The sequence below is a fragment of the Rhizobium mongolense USDA 1844 genome, assembly GCF_000419765.1.
Lineage (GTDB): Bacteria > Pseudomonadota > Alphaproteobacteria > Rhizobiales > Rhizobiaceae > Rhizobium > Rhizobium mongolense.
The window spans coordinates 1-18,700 of sequence record NZ_ATTQ01000045.1 but is presented as its reverse complement, the minus strand read 5'-3'; the positions used below and the strand labels follow the sequence as shown (position 1 = coordinate 18,700).

Genomic DNA, 18,700 nt, shown 5'->3' with positions numbered 1-18,700 from the left:
GTCTTCTTGCTCAGCTCTACAGAAACGAAGATCGCGTTCAGGTTCTTGTGTGCTGCATTATCCATCGTCTGCGCTTGCACCATTGTCTTGCTCCTTTTCGAAATGGCAACAACCTCCACCACATCAAAGCAGGGCACCGCCCATCCTCATAGGATCTCGATGGCTGTCGCAAGGATCGGGGACGATCGGACCGCCCCCGTAGGGCCGTAATGAAATGGAGGGCGGCCGGAAGCGGCTTTCTTGTCTCGCGAGGAATGACGGCGATCCGGGGTCCCCGCGTGACTTGTCACGCGGGGTGGTCTCCGTCAGGGGAAGAAAACGAGCCGGCCGTTGCGGGAGGACGATCGAGCCGAGCAGCGCGAGGCGGTCTGCGGTCAAGACATGCCCCCATCGAGACCGCGGTGGGCGTGCCTTGTGCAAAGATTGAAGGGATCGAGAATGGCGGAATTCAGGCGCGTCGGCATCGAGGCTGCAAGCCGCGCGCGCCATCCCCTCAGCCCATGAGGCAGGCGTCAAGCATCAGGAACGCGTGATACCAGTGAGCTTTCGGGCTGCGGCGGCATTTTTGACCGTGAGCGCGATTTTCTTGAGGAAGGCAGGACTAAAACTGCCAAGCGGCGCGGTAGACTCGAAGTCGAACGCCTTGTCGAGTTCAACCCGATTGTACTCGTCGAGAATGAGCCAGCACGGAAAATCCAGCCCTGCGCGACGGCATTCCATTTGGCTGATGGCAAGAGAAAGCCGCTCCGTATCAGGCAGTTGTGATGTGACGGGAAACAGAAACACAGCTCCCGGCACTGCCGCGGTGCGAACGACGACGCACACGGGTCTCGCCTTGCGGCCGGACTCTTCGCCCGCTGTCGCTTGGCGCTTCCAGAGGTAAAAAAAGCGGACAATCTGCCCTGGCTCAAGCATTGTCGGCCTCGATAATATCCTCAAGACCGGTCATGAGTTCCTGGTGGATGTCTTCTGGAGCATCCATCAGATCGTATGCAACGGTGTGGGAACGACCGATGAGCTTGCGGTATTGCTCTGCGGACAGAATGACGAGCTTGTCCTTCCCGCGCTTTGTCAGGGTGACGGGTTCGACCAAAGCCGCTTCGAGGATTTCCCCCGAAGCACGATTCATGTCTGAGAATGTGAATTGCTTCATTGCCAAGCCACCGCATTGAATTACCTATAATACGTATTCTATGCGATTTATGCAATTCGAATGATCGCTGCGACGAGTCCGCGTCTGTCAGTCTGATCAAATGCACGCTAGACTTGGGACCTTTGCACCATGCGGTGCGGCATGAATCAAGCAAAAGTGGCGGGTTCGACGCCGAACACGTCCGGTACGCTCGCCGGAGCGAGCTCAAGCCCCTCTTTGCGTTAGTAGCCGCGCCAGTCTTCACATGCCGACAGCGCAGGTCACGGGAGGCATGAAACCCTTGTATTTCGGACAATCGCAACGCTCATCCGAGGCCGCCCTCTCTTGCGCGATGGCGGCGTTCCGCGCCGCGTCCATGGGTTAGGGGCTGACGAATAGAGTGGACGTCGATCCTGCTGCTGCATGCCGTGGGAAATTGACAAGATCGATGAAACCTGTCGCCGCGAGCGGTACGGGCTCCGACTCCATCCCGACAAGACGCGCTATGTGGACTTCCGTTCCGGCGCCTGCATTGGCGGCACCCGGCAACGAGTGCCACTAGTTTCAACTTTCTCCGCCGGCTTTGGCACGCGTCTTGGCGAGATTGGTATAGGCCGAGTAGCCGTCCACCTGCAGGATACCGCTGAATCCGGCAAGATGACGCGCCACGCATCAGCTCCCCTGCTGTCCTCAAATCGATAGGCCACCACCGGCGGACTGGTTCCGCCATAGGGTTTATCGTCGCGAGCATAAGCCCGAAGCTAGGCCTTCGTCGTTTTCCCCGAACCGGGCGCAAGAGTGGGTAAGGTGGTTTCGTCGGCGAAGATCCTTTCACCCTCCCTGACGCGCTCCAGGATATAATCGGCACACGGCATGTGGATTAGCATTCGAAGGGGCGAATTCTCATGTCCGGGTTGATGGTGCATCTCGCTCCGATTGCGAAGCGAGCCCAGCACGGCGAGCATGCGCCGACCGTCCAAGTGATCCTCGATGCTCATGACGAGGTGAGTGGCGCGGAGGATTTGCACCTCCGCGCTCTCGTAGAACCGTACGTGACACTCTCGCGTCATACGGCTCCCATTGTTCGGCCGCGCCCGAAGAGCAAGCTCCAGTGAGCAAACAGCCGTGTCTGCCGGCGCGCGATACGCTCCAGCCATTGGACAGCTCGCCTTCTGTGCCTACGCATGGACTTGAATTTCCGATTTGCCCATCGCGCCAGAGAGACGTCGATGTGCCTCAGCGTCGGGTAGAGCGCCGACGGGTAGAACCGCCCGTAGTAGTTAATCCAGCCACGGATGTGCATATTGAACATCCGCGCCAGATCGTCCAAGGCCTTGTCACTCCGTTCATGGAGGGACCAGCCGCGGACCGTCTGGCGGATTATCTTGAGAGCTTTGTCACTGGCCGCTGGGCTAAACGAGACGCCCACCTTTCCGCCCCTTCGGCGCGCCAGCCTCGGCCTGAAAGTATAGCCGAGGAAGTCGAACTTGTGGTTGGAATGGCTTCCGCGTCGATCATCATCCTTGCAGTAGACGATCTTCGTCTTTTCGGGATGTAGCGTCAGCCCGCAGTCTGCGAACCTCTTTTCAAGAGCGTCGCGCAGCGCCACTGCCTGTTCTTCGGTTTGGCAATGGCAAATAGCATCATCGGCATAGCGCTCGAACGGGATGTCCGGATGGTTCCGCTGCATCCACATGTCGAACGCATAGTGGAGAAAGAGGTTAGCCAGGACAGGGCTAATCACCCCACCCTGCGGCGTCCCTCTGTCTCGGCCGATAAGGCTCCCGTCCGCCATCTGCACCGGCGCTTTCAGCCATCTCTCGATGTACATCAGCACCCACGGGCAATCCGTGTGCTTGCGCACCGCCCGCATGAGCAGATTCGTGTCTATGCTGTCGAAGAGGGCCCTGATATCAAGATCAAGAACCCAGGCATGGCGCCAACATCGCTGCCGCGCCATACCGACCGCATCGAGTGCCGATTTTCCGGGCCGGTATCCGTAGGAATCCCTGTGGAACTGAGGCTCCAAAAGAGGTTCCAGGAACCGTTTGACCACCATTTGGGCGACGCGATCGGCAACTGTGGGAATTCCCAGCGGCCGCGTCTTGCCATCGCCTTCGGTATGTCGACCCGTCGCACCGGCGGCGGAAAGTAACTGCCGGACGACATCCGATTCCAGAGCTTGTAGAGGTTGTTCGAGAGATCAGCCTCAAAGTCCGCAATCGTTTGGCCATCCACGCCAGCCGCACCTTGGTTGGCTCTAACTCTTTTGTAGGCTTCCCACACCTCCCGTTTCGGAATGTCATATTGCTTCGCTCTATCCATGAGGTTCCTCCCGTTGCCGGTTGACCTCCGTCCAGAGCTGAACAATGCAACCCCTTCGCTCCGGCCCCATTACAGCGCCTTCGTCACTACTACGGGTTGCTCCGTCCCTGTGCCCCGCATCGGTACTCTCACCCTCGTAGGGGCCACCTACTTGGATTTCTCCCTTCGCATCGGGGCGACAGGTTCCCACGTTCCACACGAGAGCCTGCCCCAGAGTCACGCCGCCTTCATGCCGGATGCCGTCTGGGCAGCAATCAGGCCGTCCCCCAGACTGATCCCGGGTTAACGACTTCCCCCCGGTTTCGACATCCTCCATACGCTTTCGACACTTCATCAGCGGTTCGCTTTCGCTCGTCTCTCTGAGCCTTACCTGACGGGATCAAGTCCCGCCTTTTCCGCAACGCTCACCACCACGGCTCTTTACCGTCGCAGCTTGCGGTGGTTTGGAGCCTGCCCCTGACGGCCGGCTCCGAGGGACCTACCCTCATCTCTCGTGCAGTTCCGCACCTCCATTGCTGTCGATGCGTTCGTGGCACACAGTCATCGGCGTACCGCACCATCTGGCACCTCCGTTTTAGGCGGGGCTTCGCCACCGATCCGGCTCAGCACCCCCGCGTTCAACCACTTGTCAATCATGCGTCTGATGACGCCGTCTCTGATCCTCAGGTCGAGGAGGCTGCGCAGATGCCCGTGGTCGATGCTGTCGAAATACTTCGCGAAATCCGCGTCGATCATCCATCGCTGGCCAGTGTCCATAATGCCGTCGCGCAATATGCGGATGGCGTCATGCGCCGACCGTCCGGCCGGAACCCGAGCGAGCAGTCCAGAAAGTCCTCCTCGTAGATCGGTTCCAGCAGCATCACGGTTGCCAGTTGCGCCACCTTATGCTCGAAGGTCGGGATGTCCAGAGGTCGCCGGGCCCATCGGCCCTCGGGATGTAGTGGCGTCGCACCGGGGGCGCGCAGCAACTGCCCGACATCATCCGGATCCGGAGGCTTTCAAGGTTCGCCCGAGATCCTTTTCATAGTCGTCAGCCGTGGGGCCGTCGATGATTTCGCCGTGCTCAGCTTTCGAACGATGATCCAGTCCCTGTGGCCTCTGCTCGCTCCAAGGCGAGCGACGCAATAGCAGTGTCCTGGATACCAGTACCAGTTAGATCGGCGATTGTGATCTGTCTGTCGTTCGAACGGCCCACAATTCTTCCAGCGATAATCTCACCGAGTTCTGGGAAGCTTGCGTCGGCTGCGACTATAGCGGCCGAGATTGCGTGATGTAGTTCACCAAGTGCGCGCGTCTGCTTGAGGCTGTCGGCGACATAGAGATCCGCTTGGACAATCGCATTCGGATCCAGCTCATTTTTGTGTTCGGCGTCTGATCCCATAGCAGTGATGTGCTGTCCCGGTTCAAGCCAACTCGAACTCAAAATCGGTTGGTCGGCCGGCGTCGTCGTGACGACGATATCTGAGCCAGCGACAGCTTCCATCGGATCCGCGCACGCGTTCACAGGGATTCCAAGCTCTTCAGAGAGCTCGCGCGCAAGGTCTTCAGCCTTTGCCGTACTGCGCGCCCAAATGCGAGCCTGACGAATGGGCCGGACCAGCGTGAGCGCTTGCAACTGCAGTCTTGCCTGAATTCCAGCACCCAGGATTGCGGCCACGGAAGCGTCTTTTCGTGCAAGATACTTTGCTGCCACCGCACCTGCAGCCGCGGTGCGAACATTCGTCAAATAGCCGTTGTCGAGCAAGAGTGCTTGGAGCAAACCGGTCTTACTGGAGAGCAGCACCATCAAGCCATTCGTACTCGGGAGGCCGAGCTTTGGATTATCAAAGAAACCGGGGCTGATCTTCACGGCAAAGGCATCGAGGCCTTGGACGTACGCCGTTTTGACATCAACCTCACCCCGATGGTCTTTTATGTCGAGACGTAGGATGGGCGGCATTGCGACGGTTTTCGTCGCAAGGGAATGGAATGCATCCTCGACGCATTGCACGGCAGCTTGGTCAAGCGGTACGGATTGTCTGAGCTCGCGCTCTGCCAGTATTTTGATCAACGGCATTATTTCTCTCCCTCAAGCGAATTGTTCATCCCACATATGATCCGGCGATGCAGTTCCATGTCGATGTTGCGTCCTGTAAGCACAACCGCAGTCGGCCCATGCAATCCAGCGACCTTACCCGCGAGCAGCGCCGCGATTCCAACTACACCCGAGCCTTCAAGGATTTCGCGTTCTTTGTCGTAAGCGTGACGGATACCAGCAGCGATCTCACTTTCGCTGAGTAGTACGAAATCATCCAGCAGAGTTTGGCACATGGAGAAGGTCAGTTTGTTGTCGAGGCCGATACCTCCCCCGAGCGCGTCAGCAAGCGTGCGGAGTTCCTCCACGAGAACAGGTTGGCCAGCATCAAGGCTGGCCTTCATTGCCGCCCCTCGTTCCATGCTGACCCCAATGACCCTCGCATGGGGCCGGAAGGTCTTGACGGCTGCAGCTATGCCGGCGGCCAGTCCACCACCCGAAACTGGGATAAGAACAGTGGCAACATCCGGTATCGCTTCGACGATCTCGATGCCTATTGTTCCCTGTCCGGCAATGATGTCGGAATGATCAAATGGCGGAAGCAGAATGCGCCCTTTGTCGAGCACGAGACGTTCGACTTCCTCTTGGGCCTCATCCTGTGAATTTCCGATTATCCGCACATCGGCGCCAAGCCGTCGGATCTCGGAAACCTTGTTTTCGGGAACCAGCCTCGACATGCAAATCGTCGCTTTGGAGCCCACGGCTCGGGCAGTATGAGCCAAAGCGCGGCCATGATTGCCGGTCGAAACGGCGATAACCCCGCGAGCGCGTTCCGCTTCAGAGAGACTCAAGATGGCGTTTGTCGCCCCGCGGATTTTGAAACTACCTGTGGTTTGTAGATGCTCGGACTTAAGAATGATAGGTGCCCCGCAGATTGCCGAAAGCGTCGGTGAGCCTACGAATGGCGTCGAGTTGATGTGTTCCTTTATGCGGCTGTGCGCATCCTGAATTGCGCCGATATCAACCATGGACATTGTTCCCTCCTCGTGATGAACAGATACTCGCCTTGTGTCATAACGCTCGGTCTGCCGGTATCCTTTCGAGCCAGAGCCTGGATGACAAACGGCATGCTGTTGATGGGGATCCCCCGAAATCGGGAAATTCTCCAGCGCTCTGGCGGTCTGTGCGCCGTAGTAGCGGTCCGAGGGCGCGCTCACAGGGCCCAGCGGATCGTGTTCGATACGCGTCTCGTTAGACATGATTACCTCAAAGGGCTTGATGTCTCCAACACCCGACAAAGCCCTTGCGTTTGGCCTATTTTGCGGGCGCCGGATCCCGTTAATTTATACATCACCTTCCAACCAGCGGGGCTCACCCCCGATTGATGCAGACGACCTTTGGCTGGGTCATGTCCTCATAGGCGAAGCGCACGCTTTCGCGGCCCATGCTTCCGTATTTGAAGCCGCCGAAGGGCATGGCGTCGAAACGATAGTCGGAGGAGTCGTTGATCATCACCCGCTTCGATCCTGTTTGCAGCCTCGAGCGCAACATTGAGATCGCTGGTGAAGATGCCTGCATGCAGGCTGTAGTCGGGATCATTGGCCATCTCGATCGCTTCATCGAGCGTGTGGAAGGGCGCAAGCATGACCACCGGCGCAAACACTTCCTCATGCCACAGCCGGCGGGTCACCGGTGTGCCTGCAAGAACCGTCGGGTGATACAGTGACCCTTCGCGATGGTTGCCGCAAAGCAGCTTCGCGCCTGCTTTGATAGCCTCCGTGACAGCTGCCTCGGTGCGTTCCGCCACCTGTTTGGAGATCATCGGCCCGACGTCGGTGTCCTCCTGCAGGGGATCACCCGCCTTGAGCTTCTGTGTTGCTGCAACAAAGGCCTCGCGGAAACGGTCGTAAAGCTCGGCCTGGATCAGGATGCGCTGCGCACCGATGCAGTTCTGGCCCGCAGCCCAAAAGGCACCGGAGACGCAACCTTCGACCGCCTTATTGAAGTCGCAGTCATTCATGACGATCACAGGCGCATTGCCGCCGAGCTCCATGGCGAGCTTCTTCAAGCCCGCCGCGCGGCTGATCGCCTCCCCGGTGGCCGCCGGTAAACGAGACCATGGGACCTCTCGTGCGGTGATCATGGCAGTCACCAGCTCTCTGTCGCCGTGAACGATGGTGATGACTTCATGAGGTAAGCCGGCTTCCAAAAGTGCTTCGACAAGATTAATTGCGGAGAATGGCGTCAAATTCGACGGTTTCAGCAGGATGGCGTTACCACCCGCAATCGCCGGACCGAGCTTATGAGCCACCAAGTTGAGCGGGTCGTTGTATGGGGTGATCGCGGTGATGATGCCGAGTGGCTCACGCGTGAACCAGCCCTGGCGCTGTTCTGATCCCGTATAGGCATCGAAGGGCACGATCTCACCGGCGTTGCGCTTTGCTTCTTCCACCGAAAGCTTCAGCGTGTTGACGCAACGGCTGACTTCCATGCGTGCCTGAACGATCGTCTTGCCGGCTTCGCGGACGATGGTCTCGGCAAAAGCGTCGCGACGGCTTTCGAGCGAGCCGAACATGGAGCCGGTACGGCCGAAGCCGGTGATCACTTCGTCGGCGACCAAGAGGACGTCGTGCTTCTTCAGCACCGCCTGGATCGCTTCCCAATAGCCTTCCGGCGGCGGCGTGATGCCACCCGTGCCGAGAACCGGCTCGGCGATGAAGGCGCCGACATTGTCCGGGCCGAGCGTCTCGATCATCTTGTCGAGCTCGGCGGCGCGGCGGGCGGAGAATTCCCGTTCCGTTTCGCCCGGGTTTGCACCCCAGTAGTGATGCGGAACGCCGGTATGGTCGATCTGCGGCAGCGGCAGGTCCATGTGATCATGAGCCCGTCATCGAGCCGGAGACGACGCTGCAGCCGTGATAGCCCCGCTCACGCGAGATGATCTTCTTCTTGGTCGGCTTTCCACGCAGGTTGTTGTAGTACCAGCCAAGCTTGGCCTGGGCCTCATTGGCGTCCGAACCGGACATGCCGTAGAACACCTTGCTCATCTTGCCTGGCGCCATCTTCACTAGTCGATCCGACAGGATCGCGAGCTCGTCGGTCGTGTGTGCGGCATAGGAGTGATAATAGGCAAGACGATAGGCCTGGCGCGAGATCGCTTCGGCCACTTCAGTGCGGCCATAGCCGACGTTGACGCAGTAGACGCCGGCAAAGCCGTCGATCAGCTGGTTGCCGTGGGCGTCCTGGATGCGGATCCCCTTTCCCCTCTCCACGATCGTCGGCTCACCAAGCTTCCCCATCGCAAAGTCCTTAAGCTGCGTGAACGGATGCAGGACCGTGTTGCGGTCCTTCTCGGCGTTGATGGTCACTGTAAGCCCCTTCCGTAGCGCGATGATCTTTTGCGGCGAACAAGGAAAGCAGCGTTATGCGCTTCAGTCGGACGTCCGCACCTCAATTCGACGGCGTCAATGTGCAGCCAAACCGATGCAGGTTGACGGTGATTACGATGCGCTCTATGCAGAAATCCTGCGCAGTTCAAAATTTATTGCAGGATTCTTCAGCCATGGAACTCGACCGCGCCGACATTGCGCTTCTGAATGCCGTCCAAAAGAACAACAGGCTCACGTCCGAGGAGCTTGCCGAGCGCGCAAACCTCTCCCCGACTGCCTGCCAGCGCCGCCTCAAGCGTTTGCGCGCCGAAGGCGTCATCGAAGCCGACGTCTCGATCGTGTCCCCGAAGGCTGTGGGCCGACAGGTCACCGTCGTGGTTCTGGTGTCGCTTGAGCGCGAGCGAGCTGACATCATCGATCGCTTCAAGTCGGCAATCAGGAACACACGCGAGGTCATGACCGGATACTATGTGACTGGCGAGGCAGATTTCCTCCTCGTGGTCACTGCAAAGGACATGGAAGACTACGAACAGTTCACGCGGCGCTTCTTCTACGAGAACAACGACATCAAGGGGTTCAAGACAATGGTGGTGATGGATCGCGTTAAAGCAGGATTCGCATTTCCGATCGAAAGTTAAGGATTCTGCAGCCTGAGCGCCCCTCCAGCCGGCTTAGGCAATCCGTTGCTGACGCTTTCTCACCAAGGTCGAACTGGGCCAATCAGTTGCAGCAATTTCGCCGCTTTGCTCCCGAGTGGCAAGCGGCTTCGGATCTCTCAGCCATCGCCGCAGTCTGCTGCGCTGTGCCAGCACTCAGCAGTTATGCAAGATGTGACCCCCTAAAAGCGGTTTAGCGACATCATAGATGTCGATCGTTGGAACGCCCAATTTTTCCCTGATCATCGGGACAAAAGACCCGAATGCGCAGCATTCCACAATAACGGCTCCAAGCAGAGGTTCCAAACGCCGTAAAGTCTCGACTCGATGATAGATTGCCTCTCCAAACAGATCCCAATCGTAGACCGCGTCAGAAGAATTGCTCTTGTGCCAAGCTTCACTACCTTCGACGCCGATAATCGCTAAACGTGACCTATCCAAATTGGGCCAACTTGCGTGGAGGTGCTCGTCCGACAAACACGTCGCGTCGTAGCAGATTATCCCGATTCGGTAGTCCGGCGGGTATGCGGCAGCAACAGCCGGGAGAATCTGAAGGCTCGACAACAACGTCGGAACTTGCGCCACAGTGCATACGTCTCTTTGGTAAAGGATTGAGTAACCGCAGTTGCTGCTGATGACCGAACATCCTTGGTCTTTTAGAGCGAGTGCAGCGTCGACATATGCTCGACGTACGTGGTCGCGCTTATTAATAATGTCAGGGACCGAAACACCTGCCACTGTCTGCCTGATCATGCCGACAGTGAAGTCTTTGGGATGCTCGCCCCAAGTCCGAGCCGGGCTTTCAGAAGCGGGTTCATCTAGGCATAGGATACCGATTGGGCCTTTGGTTTTCATCGAAATTTGAACTCTCAGCTGGATGTTGACAGACAGTTCTCAGCGCAAACCCGGCGTCGAGATTGAAAACCTCAATAGGGTTTTTCCGCTCAACGGGGGAAGCGATTTGAGCACTCTTTTGTTCTGGTGTCGGCGGCAAGCTCGTGATGTTCGCCGCACACCGATTCCGAAAAGGTTGAGCTATGCGAAGTGAAGGGATCGCGGCGTGCTGCTGAGCACCTCCGCGCCTCTCTCAGTCACTAAAACCTGTTCACTAACGCCGAAGATGTAGCCGGTCTGACTAAAGAGAAACATCGGCATATGCAGGGTCATTCGTAGCTGCACTATCTCCTTCGAGTCCGGCTCTAGGCTCAAGCCTCCTCGTTCAGACCACCGAAGACCCGTCTGATAACCGGTGCGATGCCGGAATGCTCGGTGCCTGCCAGACCGCGCAATCACATCCCGAGCGGCTGCGTCCACACTTCCTGCGGTCACACCTGGCTTGATAACCGCGATTGCAGCTTCTAGTGCTTCGAGCGAGAGTTCGTATATAGATTCTGCTTCCGGGTTTCGGCCAAGCACGCCCGCACGAACCAGCCCTGCGGAATAATTTCCGCTCGCACCGCCGACTTCGATGACCGCAGGCTGGTTTTTGTGGAGAGGATATCTTGCGGGTGCGCCATGCGCCAGGCGCACCCGATCACCGAAGGTCAGGGAGCAAAAGTCGTTCAATTCACCACCGGCTTCCTTAACCTGCTTCTTAATGGCTGCGTACACTTCAACCTCTGTTACCCCTTCCGTCAACGAGTTTTGGAATGTCCGGACCGCCAGATCGGTCGTTGCCATCGAGGCGCGCATCGCTTCAAGTTCCAGGTCGCTCAGCACCGCGGCCGCTGTCGGGACAATCCGGGTAGCATCGACGACTTTCATTTCCGGTAGCTGCGCCTGCAGAGCCATCAGATCGGCGGGAGCCAAGTTCCAACAGCCGAGTTCGAACCCGACCTTTCCTGCCTGCACGCCGAAACGCCGCAGGATTTCGCCGCATACTTTAGCGAAATCTTTTTCCTGAGTGTAGGGAAAGACCTCGCCCACGCAGCTTTCCGCAATCACAGCTTCGACTTCATATTCTCGCACGGCGAAGACCGGCGAGCGCCCAGGCACAAGAATAAGGGGGAACGGAGCGAAATAGCCGCCCATGCCGTTGTAACCAGAGAGATACTCAAGGTGAACGTGCGCTGTCACCAACAGCGCATCGAGCTCCGCTCTTCGCACTGCTTCGAGGACCTTGTCCTGGCGGCGCTTATACTCGGATATCGGAAAAGAAATCCCGGTGAGCGGTATTGTGGTCGTCGGATCAGCCATGCAGCACCTCCTGCAGGAAAGCGATTATCAGGGTGGATCTACATTCGCCGACGTCGGTCGGGATCTAGTATCGCCACAGGTTAAATCTAAAGCACGGACCAGCTTGTTGCGGCAAGCCGCTCTTCTACTTGATTTAAGAAAACGTTCGATCTTGCTTCGTAACCATCGAGAGCGGAACACGCGCTTTAGAGCTCATCAAAAGAAACATGCGAAACCTCATAGACAAGTGAATCGTCTATTCGTCCCGTGAGTATTGCTCACATAAGGACGCGCGATTCGGGTAAGGTCCTGACTTCCGTCTCCAAAGTCCGCCCCAGGTCCTGTCCTCGCTTGCCGCCTCTAACGTTACTATTATTCACAAGTGCGGCGCAAAAGTTCAATTGCGTGTCCGCTCGCACTAATCGACGATTAAGAAAATGGGAACAGCGGCGGCCTGGCGTCGATTGGAGGCGACACGCAGGAACAGACAATTTGCGCATCCGCAGTTCATTAGGACCGGGAGGAGGTCTATGGCAGCAGAGAAATCAGCAATTTCACAAGTCGTCGCCAGCGCTGGACAACGAAGAGCAACCCCAACTGACATTGTGCCGCGTGCGCAACTGATGCCTTGTACTCCGCCTCGTCCGCGATGACCGCTTTACCCGCTAGTTTCGATGCCCCTACCCGGTCGCCTATCGATGAAGCCTTACAGCTCACAGCCGTATCTGCATCCGTTTCGAATCCGGCAAACCGATGCGACATCCGCTAACACATACGTTCAGGACAGTAAATTCCTAATGCGCTCCAACGAAGCCTTTAAATACCTCAAAGACGAGGTGACGCAGTGGCGCCGCCATCTACACCGCATTCCGGAGTTGGACTATGATCTGTACGACACAGCCGCGTTCGTGGCGGCGAAGTTACGCTCTTTCGGTATAGACCATATTGAAGAAGGCGTCGCAAAAACCGGGATAATTGCGTTAGTTGAGGGGAGCGGTGCCTCTGGAGAGACTATTGGGCTAAGGGCCGACATGGATGCATTGCCGATTGTCGAACAATCGAGCAAACCCTGGGCATCGACACATTATGGCAAAATGCATGGTTGCGGCCACGACGGGCATATGGCGATGCTGCTTGGCGCCGCCAAGCACCTTGCCACTACCCGCAATTTCAAAGGAAGGGTTGCACTGATCTTCCAGCCGGCAGAAGAGGGGGCTCTCGGCGGGCTATGGATGGTTCAAGACGGAATCATGGACCGGTACAACATATCCAGCGTGTTCGGTTTGCACAACGAACCTGGAATGGCCGTCGGAGACTACGGTACATGCTATGGCCCCTTCATGGCAGCGCTGGACGAATTCGACTTGATCGTGAAGGGCAAGGGTGGGCATGCGGCTGAGCCGCATAGATGCATTGATCCGATTGTCATTACAGCTCACGTTTTACTTGGTCTCCAGACACTCGTCTCGCGGGGCACAGACCCGTTGGAATCTCTGGTAGTTTCGGTCACCAAACTTAGTGCCGGAGCGGCCTACAATATTATACCGGAGCACGTGACGGTTTCCGGGACCGTTCGCACCCTTTCGTCCGAACTTAGAGATTTTGCGCAGCGGCAGATCGACTCCACCGCTCAAAGGATTGCTGCTGCATTTGGCGGAAGTACAGAGCTACGGTATCGCCGGCAGGATCCTGTGACGTTTAATTCTACCATCCAGACGGAACTCGCACTCAAGGCTGCAAGAGCCGCCGTCGAATCTGCTGCTGTAAATGACAAGCTGGCACCCGTTATGGGCTCTGAGGATTTTGCGTACATGCTTGAGGCACGGCCCGGCTGTTACATGTTTCTCGGTAACGGCTCCACCGCCGCTTTGCACAATCCCGCCTATGACTTCAACGATGATGCGATCCCCTATGGCATAGCCTATTGGGTCAACCTGGTAGAGACGGTTCTTTCTACCTGAGCGCTCGCCGACGATATTCGCCGCACCTAAACCACCAACGAAGACGAGAGGGAACAATGAGCATTATCATAAATCGCAGGCGTTTTCTTCAAACTGGTTCACTGGCAATTGCCGCCGGAACCTTCGCAACACCAAGTGGCCGCGCCTTTGCGCAGTCTCCGGGAGAGCTCCGCGTGATGGTTTATGGCGGAGATACGGGTAATGCCATGATCGAGGCGTTTACTAAGCCGTTCGAAGCCGAAACGGGTATCAAGGTGAATGCGGTCACCGATCAAATCGACAAGTCCCAGATTGAACTAATGGTGACAACGAACAGCGTGTCGGTAGATCTGGGTGCGTTACCCTACAGTGAAGCAATCGACCTGGCGAACAAGAGCGTAATCGAGAAAATTGACTACTCGATCTGGAAGGACAGTGAACTGTCTGCCATCGCAGATTTTGCGCGGGACCCGCACAGCGTAGGAACGTTTGTATATGCTTATGTCATGATCTACAGTACCGAAAAGTACGGCAGCAACGTCGCTGAACCAAAGACGTGGTCAGATTTCTGGGATGTTGAAAAGTTTCCCGGGGCTCGCTCGCTCGTCGCGGGTCAATGGGGGTCCGAAGGTCCTTGGGAGGAAGCACTCCTCGCTGACGGCGTGGCGCCTGACGCGCTTTATCCTCTGGACCTCGACCGTGTCTTTTCCAGTCTTGACAAGATCAAGCCTCACATTCGCAAGTGGTGGGGAAGCGGGTCTGAAATACAGCAAATGTTGCATGACAAGACGGTAGATCTGGCCAATTGTTACGACGGCCGAGCGAACTTGCTCATCGACCAAGGCACCCCCATCCGAATAAATCGCAAGCTGTCGAAGTACACCTGGGACAGCTGGGTCATCCCGAAAGGTAGCCCGAACGCATCGAATGCGCAGAGATTTATTGAGTTCGCAAGCAGAGCCGAGAGGCAGGCGGCGTTCGCAAATCTGATAGCGTTTGGACCTACGAACCTCAACGCATATAACCATATGCCCAAGGAGCTGGGTCAGAAACTTGCGAGCCATCCCGACAACTTGCGCGACAGTGTGCGCGTCAATCTGAAGTGGTATGCCGAAGTTGGGCCAGATGGGACTTCGAATATCGAGCGTCTCATCCAACGATGGAATGAGTGGATTCTCCAGTAGAACCATTCCAGCGCTTGAGGCGGGTGCGGTCGGCTACTTTGGCGGCACCCGCATTTGTAGTCCTACGCCACTTTTGATGCGCTCAGGTATCTGCGGCAATGCGCAAGAGACCGGGCCGGAGACTTCGTCAATGATCCATGCTGCAACAATTGCGGGCGATCCGCGATACCAAGGGGACACGGTGAGCCAGCTGTCCGCCCCCCCTCAAATTGAATTCCGTAACGTGACCAAGATGTATGGCGGCGTTGCCGCTGTAAAGGAACTGTCACTTACCGTGAGCCGTGGAGAGTTTCTCACGATCCTGGGTCCGAGTGGCTCGGGGAAAACCACCGCACTGATGCTGCTCGCAGGATTTATCTCGCCGACTCAGGGTGACATTCTCGTGGCCGGCAAATCTGTTGCTTCCGTCCCGTCTTATCGTCGCGATCAAGGCATTGTTTTCCAGAGCTACGCATTATTTCCTCATCTTTCAGTTCGCCGGAATCTCGAATTCCCACTTGAAATGCGTGGAGTGAAGGCGGCGGAAAGGGCAGAACGCGTCGCAAATTTGCTCGCGCGCGTGTACTTGGGCGACTTCGGTGATCGCATGCCCTCACAGCTCAGCGGCGGGCAGCAGCAACGGGTGGCTCTGGCTAGGGCACTAATCGCGGACCCACCGGTTTTGCTATTGGACGAGCCACTGGGCGCTCTCGATCGCAACCTGCGCGAACAAATGCAGAGCGAAATCAAGAGTCTTCACAAAGAGTTTGGGATCACCACGGTCTGCGTAACGCATGATCAAGAAGAAGCTCTGACGCTCTCCGACCGAATAATCGTTATGCGAGGGGGCTCGATCGAGCAAATCGACACTCCCGAAGGCCTGTACGATCGGCCCCGATCCCTCTTCGTGGCAAACTTCCTGGGAGAGGCCAACTTCCTACAGAGTGTGATAGCCCCGCCCAATGGCGCCAGGCCCTCCGGCATGATGCCAATGATCCGCCCGGAGCGTATCCGCATAGCCGTGCCGGACACACCGACACTAGCCGATGCGCACCAGCGCCAACATGCGAACGGTATCGTTGCCGAAGTGATCTACGCAGGTGCATTGCGGAAATACAACGTTAAAGTCGGCGATAGCACGTTGGTTGTGAGAGAACATGTTGCATCAGATCAGCAGGTGTTCCGGCCTGGCGAACAAGTACGCCTGGATTGGCTACGATCCGATGTGCGGCTCGTTGCGACCGAAACCAACGGCGGGGCTGCGTGAATGCTTAACTTTTCTAAACTTGGACGTTTCCCTCTAGGACTTACGGTTCCCGCGTTTTCGATTCTGCTCGTAGTATTCGGCGTGCCAATGGTGCTGCTATTCTTGTCGAGTGTTAATGCGCCGATATTCTCGTTTTCAAACTATGAAGCTTTCTTCAGTCGACCTGCGAATATTAAGGTTCTGATCCAGACGATCGAGATAAGTCTCATCTCGACTGTCCTGTGCCTTCTGTTAGGTTATCCGACAGCCTACCTAATAACGTCGGCATCTAAGCAAATCCGTGCAATGCTTATCACGTTCGTCATGATATCGTATCTGACGAGCTTCCTCGCACGCACATACGCTTGGATCGTAATCTTGGGCGATCGTGGGCTCGTAAATAATATGTTGATTGAGCTAGGATTGATTTCAACTCCCCTCCAGCTCATTTACAATCGCGCGGCCGTGTATATCGGTATCGTTCATATGATGCTGCCTATCATGATTTTGCCCTTGATCAGTGTGATGATGGGCACAAACAAATCTTTGATGGCGGCTGCACGAAGCATGGGAGCACGCCCAGGAACAGCATTCTGGCGTGTTTTTGTGCCACTAAGCCTTCCGGGTGTGCGTAGCGGCTGTGTGCTGGTGTTTGTGCTGTGCCTCGGGTTCTATGTAACTCCCGCCGCGCTCGGGGGGCTTGGGGATGCGATGCTCTCAACGTTCATTGCTGCCCAGGTCAAGGCGTCTCTAAACTTGGGACCAACCGCAGCATCCTCATTTATTCTGCTCGCAATCGCGTTGGTGGTGATTTTCTTTGTTGGTATGGACCTCTCCGGTTCGCCGGACGGTCTGTCTAAGTCGCAGAGGGTAGGACGAGGTGGGCGAATTGTCGCTGCAATTCTGCCAAGACACTTTCTACGTGAAATTGCCGCCCCGTATCGAGCAAAGCGCTGGTTAGCAGAGCTTTACAAAGCATCTGGGGGCGACGATCGGCTCAAGTACTCCGGAATATCCTTTCTCGTCGCCATCATGTTTTTCTTGCTGTTTCCCGGCGTTGTGGTCATAGCGATGTCCTTCAGCCCAGGCACATTCTTGGAATTTCCACCATCCTCGTTGTCACTACAATGGTATGTATCGTTCTTCGGCAACCCTTCTTGGTACGATGCGATGATGACGAGTATTGAGATTGGACTTGTGGTCGCCGCCTTGTCTACCTTCGCCGGCACGCTGGCTGCCTATGGTATCAGTCGCTCGGGTCCCGGGATGCGTAGCGCCCTTACCATGGCGGTCCTGGCGCCAATAACGTTTCCGGTCATAGTTGTTGGCATAGGAACCTATCTGGGGCTTGTGAAACTAGGATTGATCGGCACGGAGACTGGGATCGTGTTGGCGCACAGTATTGGTGCCATAGGGTATGTGGTGGTTATCGTTTCAGCGACACTGGCCAACTTTGACCGGCGGCTAGAGGATGCTGCAAGAAGCATGCGAGCAAACCCACTGCAGACATTTGCGCGTGTGACTTTGCCACTGATCCGCCCCGGCATTATTGGCGGCGCCGTGTTTGCGTTCCTCCATTCTTTCGACGAGGTCGTGATTACATCGCTGATCGGAGGTCTCTCAATTCGAACTCTGCCATTGAAAATGTGGCAAAACATGCGACACCAGTTGGACCCGACCATTGCAGCGGTGGCCTCACTTTTGATGCTTTTGCCAATCGTGTGGTTTCTTCTCCTGTACGCTATGTGGTGGCGGTCCAAACCACGCGCGCATGGAGTGGCTTCCGAGCAATCGAGCTAATGCTTCAAAGCCCAAACCTGCGGCGCTCGGTGAATGCTTATTCAGTGTGCACAAGCCTTGTGCTTTCTGAGACTATCAAGAAGGACTCTGATCTTGGCGACACCTTCGTCACGGAGTGCGATCAGGTCGTCCTGACCATTTGCGCCGATTCCACGGCAGACCTCGTCGGCATAGGCATTCATAAGAGCCTTATCCGGTGTGAATGTCGCTGGTGCCGTGTAGCCGCTCTCCATCTCATGGGCGAGTAGATCGACGAATTCCTGATAAAGGGAAGGATCGCGAGCGCCGAGATAAAAGACGGACGACGGGCCCATTACCGCCCAGCGGATGGCCGGACCGGCCACGATCGCTCTATCAATTGCTTCAAGATCGGCTACACCTTGCGAAAGCAGGTAGAGAATTTCGCGGAACACGGCAAACTGAATCCTGTTGCCGATGTAGCCGTCAATCTCGCGCTTCAGTTCAACCACTTCGCAGCCGGTCTTCTGATAAAATTGCGTTGCTGTGGCGATCGCTTGCGCGGCCACATCTCCACCGGCCACTTCCACCAGCGGGACCAGATAGGGAGGATTGAAGGGATGGCCGATGATGATCCGCTCCCCATGTCGCGCCTCTCGCCTCAAATCCGTCGCGAGAAAACCTGACGAACTCGACGCGATGACTGCATCCACTGGTGTAAGGGCATCTATCTGCGCGATAAGTCCGGTCTTTGCATTTACATCCTCAGTCGCGCTCTCTTGAACAAATTGGCTACCTTCAAGCGCTTCTTCGAGATCAGTGGTGAACCTGATTCGGGCAGGTGATGCACCCGGCGCAAGGCCAAGTTCCTGTAGCGACGGCATCGCCCGTTCGAGCGACTC

Annotated in this window: 12 protein-coding genes and 4 pseudogenes; 5 read left to right on the top strand and 11 right to left on the bottom strand. The window is 56.7% G+C overall.

Annotation, left to right across the window (positions count from 1 at the left end):
• Positions 1–519: 519 nt before the first annotated feature.
• The 9 genes and pseudogenes from A3C3_RS0135220 to A3C3_RS48325 form a co-directional block, all read right to left on the bottom strand.
• Positions 520–825: a hypothetical protein gene (locus A3C3_RS0135220; protein ID WP_312866299.1), complete on the bottom strand. Its 306-nt coding sequence runs from the start codon at positions 823–825 to the stop codon at positions 520–522.
• An 82-nt stretch (positions 826–907) separates the two neighbouring features.
• The gene (locus A3C3_RS0135215; protein ID WP_022719189.1) at positions 908–1,153 is read right to left on the bottom strand and encodes a type II toxin-antitoxin system prevent-host-death family antitoxin; all 246 of its coding nucleotides are present in this window, start codon (positions 1,151–1,153) and stop codon (positions 908–910) included.
• Between the two features lie 570 nt (positions 1,154–1,723).
• Positions 1,724–1,998 (bottom strand): annotated as a pseudogene (locus tag A3C3_RS44585) (IS66 family transposase); the annotation flags it as partial.
• 200 nt (positions 1,999–2,198) lie between these two features.
• Positions 2,199–3,457 (bottom strand): annotated as a pseudogene (gene ltrA / locus A3C3_RS42225) (group II intron reverse transcriptase/maturase).
• Positions 3,458–3,997: 540 nt separating this feature from the next.
• A complete protein-coding gene (locus tag A3C3_RS45785; RefSeq protein ID WP_145611445.1) occupies positions 3,998–4,192 on the bottom strand; it encodes a hypothetical protein in 195 nt (64 codons plus the stop codon).
• A gap of 328 nt (positions 4,193–4,520) precedes the next feature.
• Entirely contained in the window at positions 4,521–5,513 is a 993-nt protein-coding gene (gene eutC / locus A3C3_RS0135185) for an ectoine utilization protein EutC (protein WP_022719184.1), read from the bottom strand.
• Complete coding sequence (eutB, locus tag A3C3_RS0135180; protein ID WP_028740268.1) at positions 5,513–6,499, bottom strand: hydroxyectoine utilization dehydratase EutB; 987 nt, start codon at positions 6,497–6,499, stop codon at positions 5,513–5,515. Before eutB ends, eutC begins: the two co-directional genes overlap by 1 nt.
• Positions 6,500–6,842: 343 nt before the next feature.
• Positions 6,843–8,046, bottom strand: a pseudogene (locus A3C3_RS48855) (aldehyde dehydrogenase family protein).
• Positions 8,035–8,839, bottom strand: a pseudogene (locus tag A3C3_RS48325) (aminotransferase class III-fold pyridoxal phosphate-dependent enzyme); the annotation flags it as partial. The pseudogenes A3C3_RS48325 and A3C3_RS48855, both read right to left, overlap by 12 nt.
• Before the next feature lie 194 nt (positions 8,840–9,033).
• On the opposite strand from A3C3_RS48325, the gene A3C3_RS0135165 reads away from it, so the two are divergent.
• A complete protein-coding gene (locus tag A3C3_RS0135165) occupies positions 9,034–9,498 on the top strand; it encodes an Lrp/AsnC family transcriptional regulator (RefSeq protein ID WP_022719181.1) in 465 nt (154 codons plus the stop codon).
• A 1,053-nt stretch (positions 9,499–10,551) separates the two neighbouring features.
• Here A3C3_RS0135165 and A3C3_RS0135155 read toward each other — a convergent pair.
• Positions 10,552–11,712 carry a M24 family metallopeptidase gene (locus A3C3_RS0135155; protein ID WP_022719179.1) on the bottom strand — a complete coding sequence of 387 codons (1,161 nt, stop codon included), beginning with the start codon at positions 11,710–11,712 and terminating at the stop codon, positions 10,552–10,554.
• A 776-nt stretch (positions 11,713–12,488) separates the two neighbouring features.
• On the opposite strand from A3C3_RS0135155, the gene A3C3_RS0135145 reads away from it, so the two are divergent.
• The 4 genes from A3C3_RS0135145 to A3C3_RS0135130 all read left to right on the top strand — a co-directional run bounded on the left by A3C3_RS0135145 (position 12,489) and on the right by A3C3_RS0135130 (position 17,840).
• Positions 12,489–13,652 carry a M20 aminoacylase family protein gene (locus A3C3_RS0135145; protein WP_022719177.1) on the top strand — a complete coding sequence of 388 codons (1,164 nt, stop codon included), beginning with the start codon at positions 12,489–12,491 and terminating at the stop codon, positions 13,650–13,652.
• Positions 13,653–13,708: 56 nt separating this feature from the next.
• Complete coding sequence (locus A3C3_RS0135140) at positions 13,709–14,815, top strand: ABC transporter substrate-binding protein (protein WP_022719176.1); 1,107 nt, start codon at positions 13,709–13,711, stop codon at positions 14,813–14,815.
• 232 nt (positions 14,816–15,047) lie between these two features.
• Entirely contained in the window at positions 15,048–16,061 is a 1,014-nt protein-coding gene (locus A3C3_RS0135135; protein ID WP_233450523.1) for an ABC transporter ATP-binding protein, read from the top strand.
• Positions 16,062–17,840: an ABC transporter permease subunit gene (locus A3C3_RS0135130; protein ID WP_022719174.1), complete on the top strand. Its 1,779-nt coding sequence runs from the start codon at positions 16,062–16,064 to the stop codon at positions 17,838–17,840.
• 41 nt (positions 17,841–17,881) lie between these two features.
• Here A3C3_RS0135130 and A3C3_RS40460 read toward each other — a convergent pair.
• The coding region (locus A3C3_RS40460; protein WP_022719173.1) for a 3-hydroxyacyl-CoA dehydrogenase NAD-binding domain-containing protein at positions 17,882–18,700 on the bottom strand (819 nt) is incomplete at its 5' end.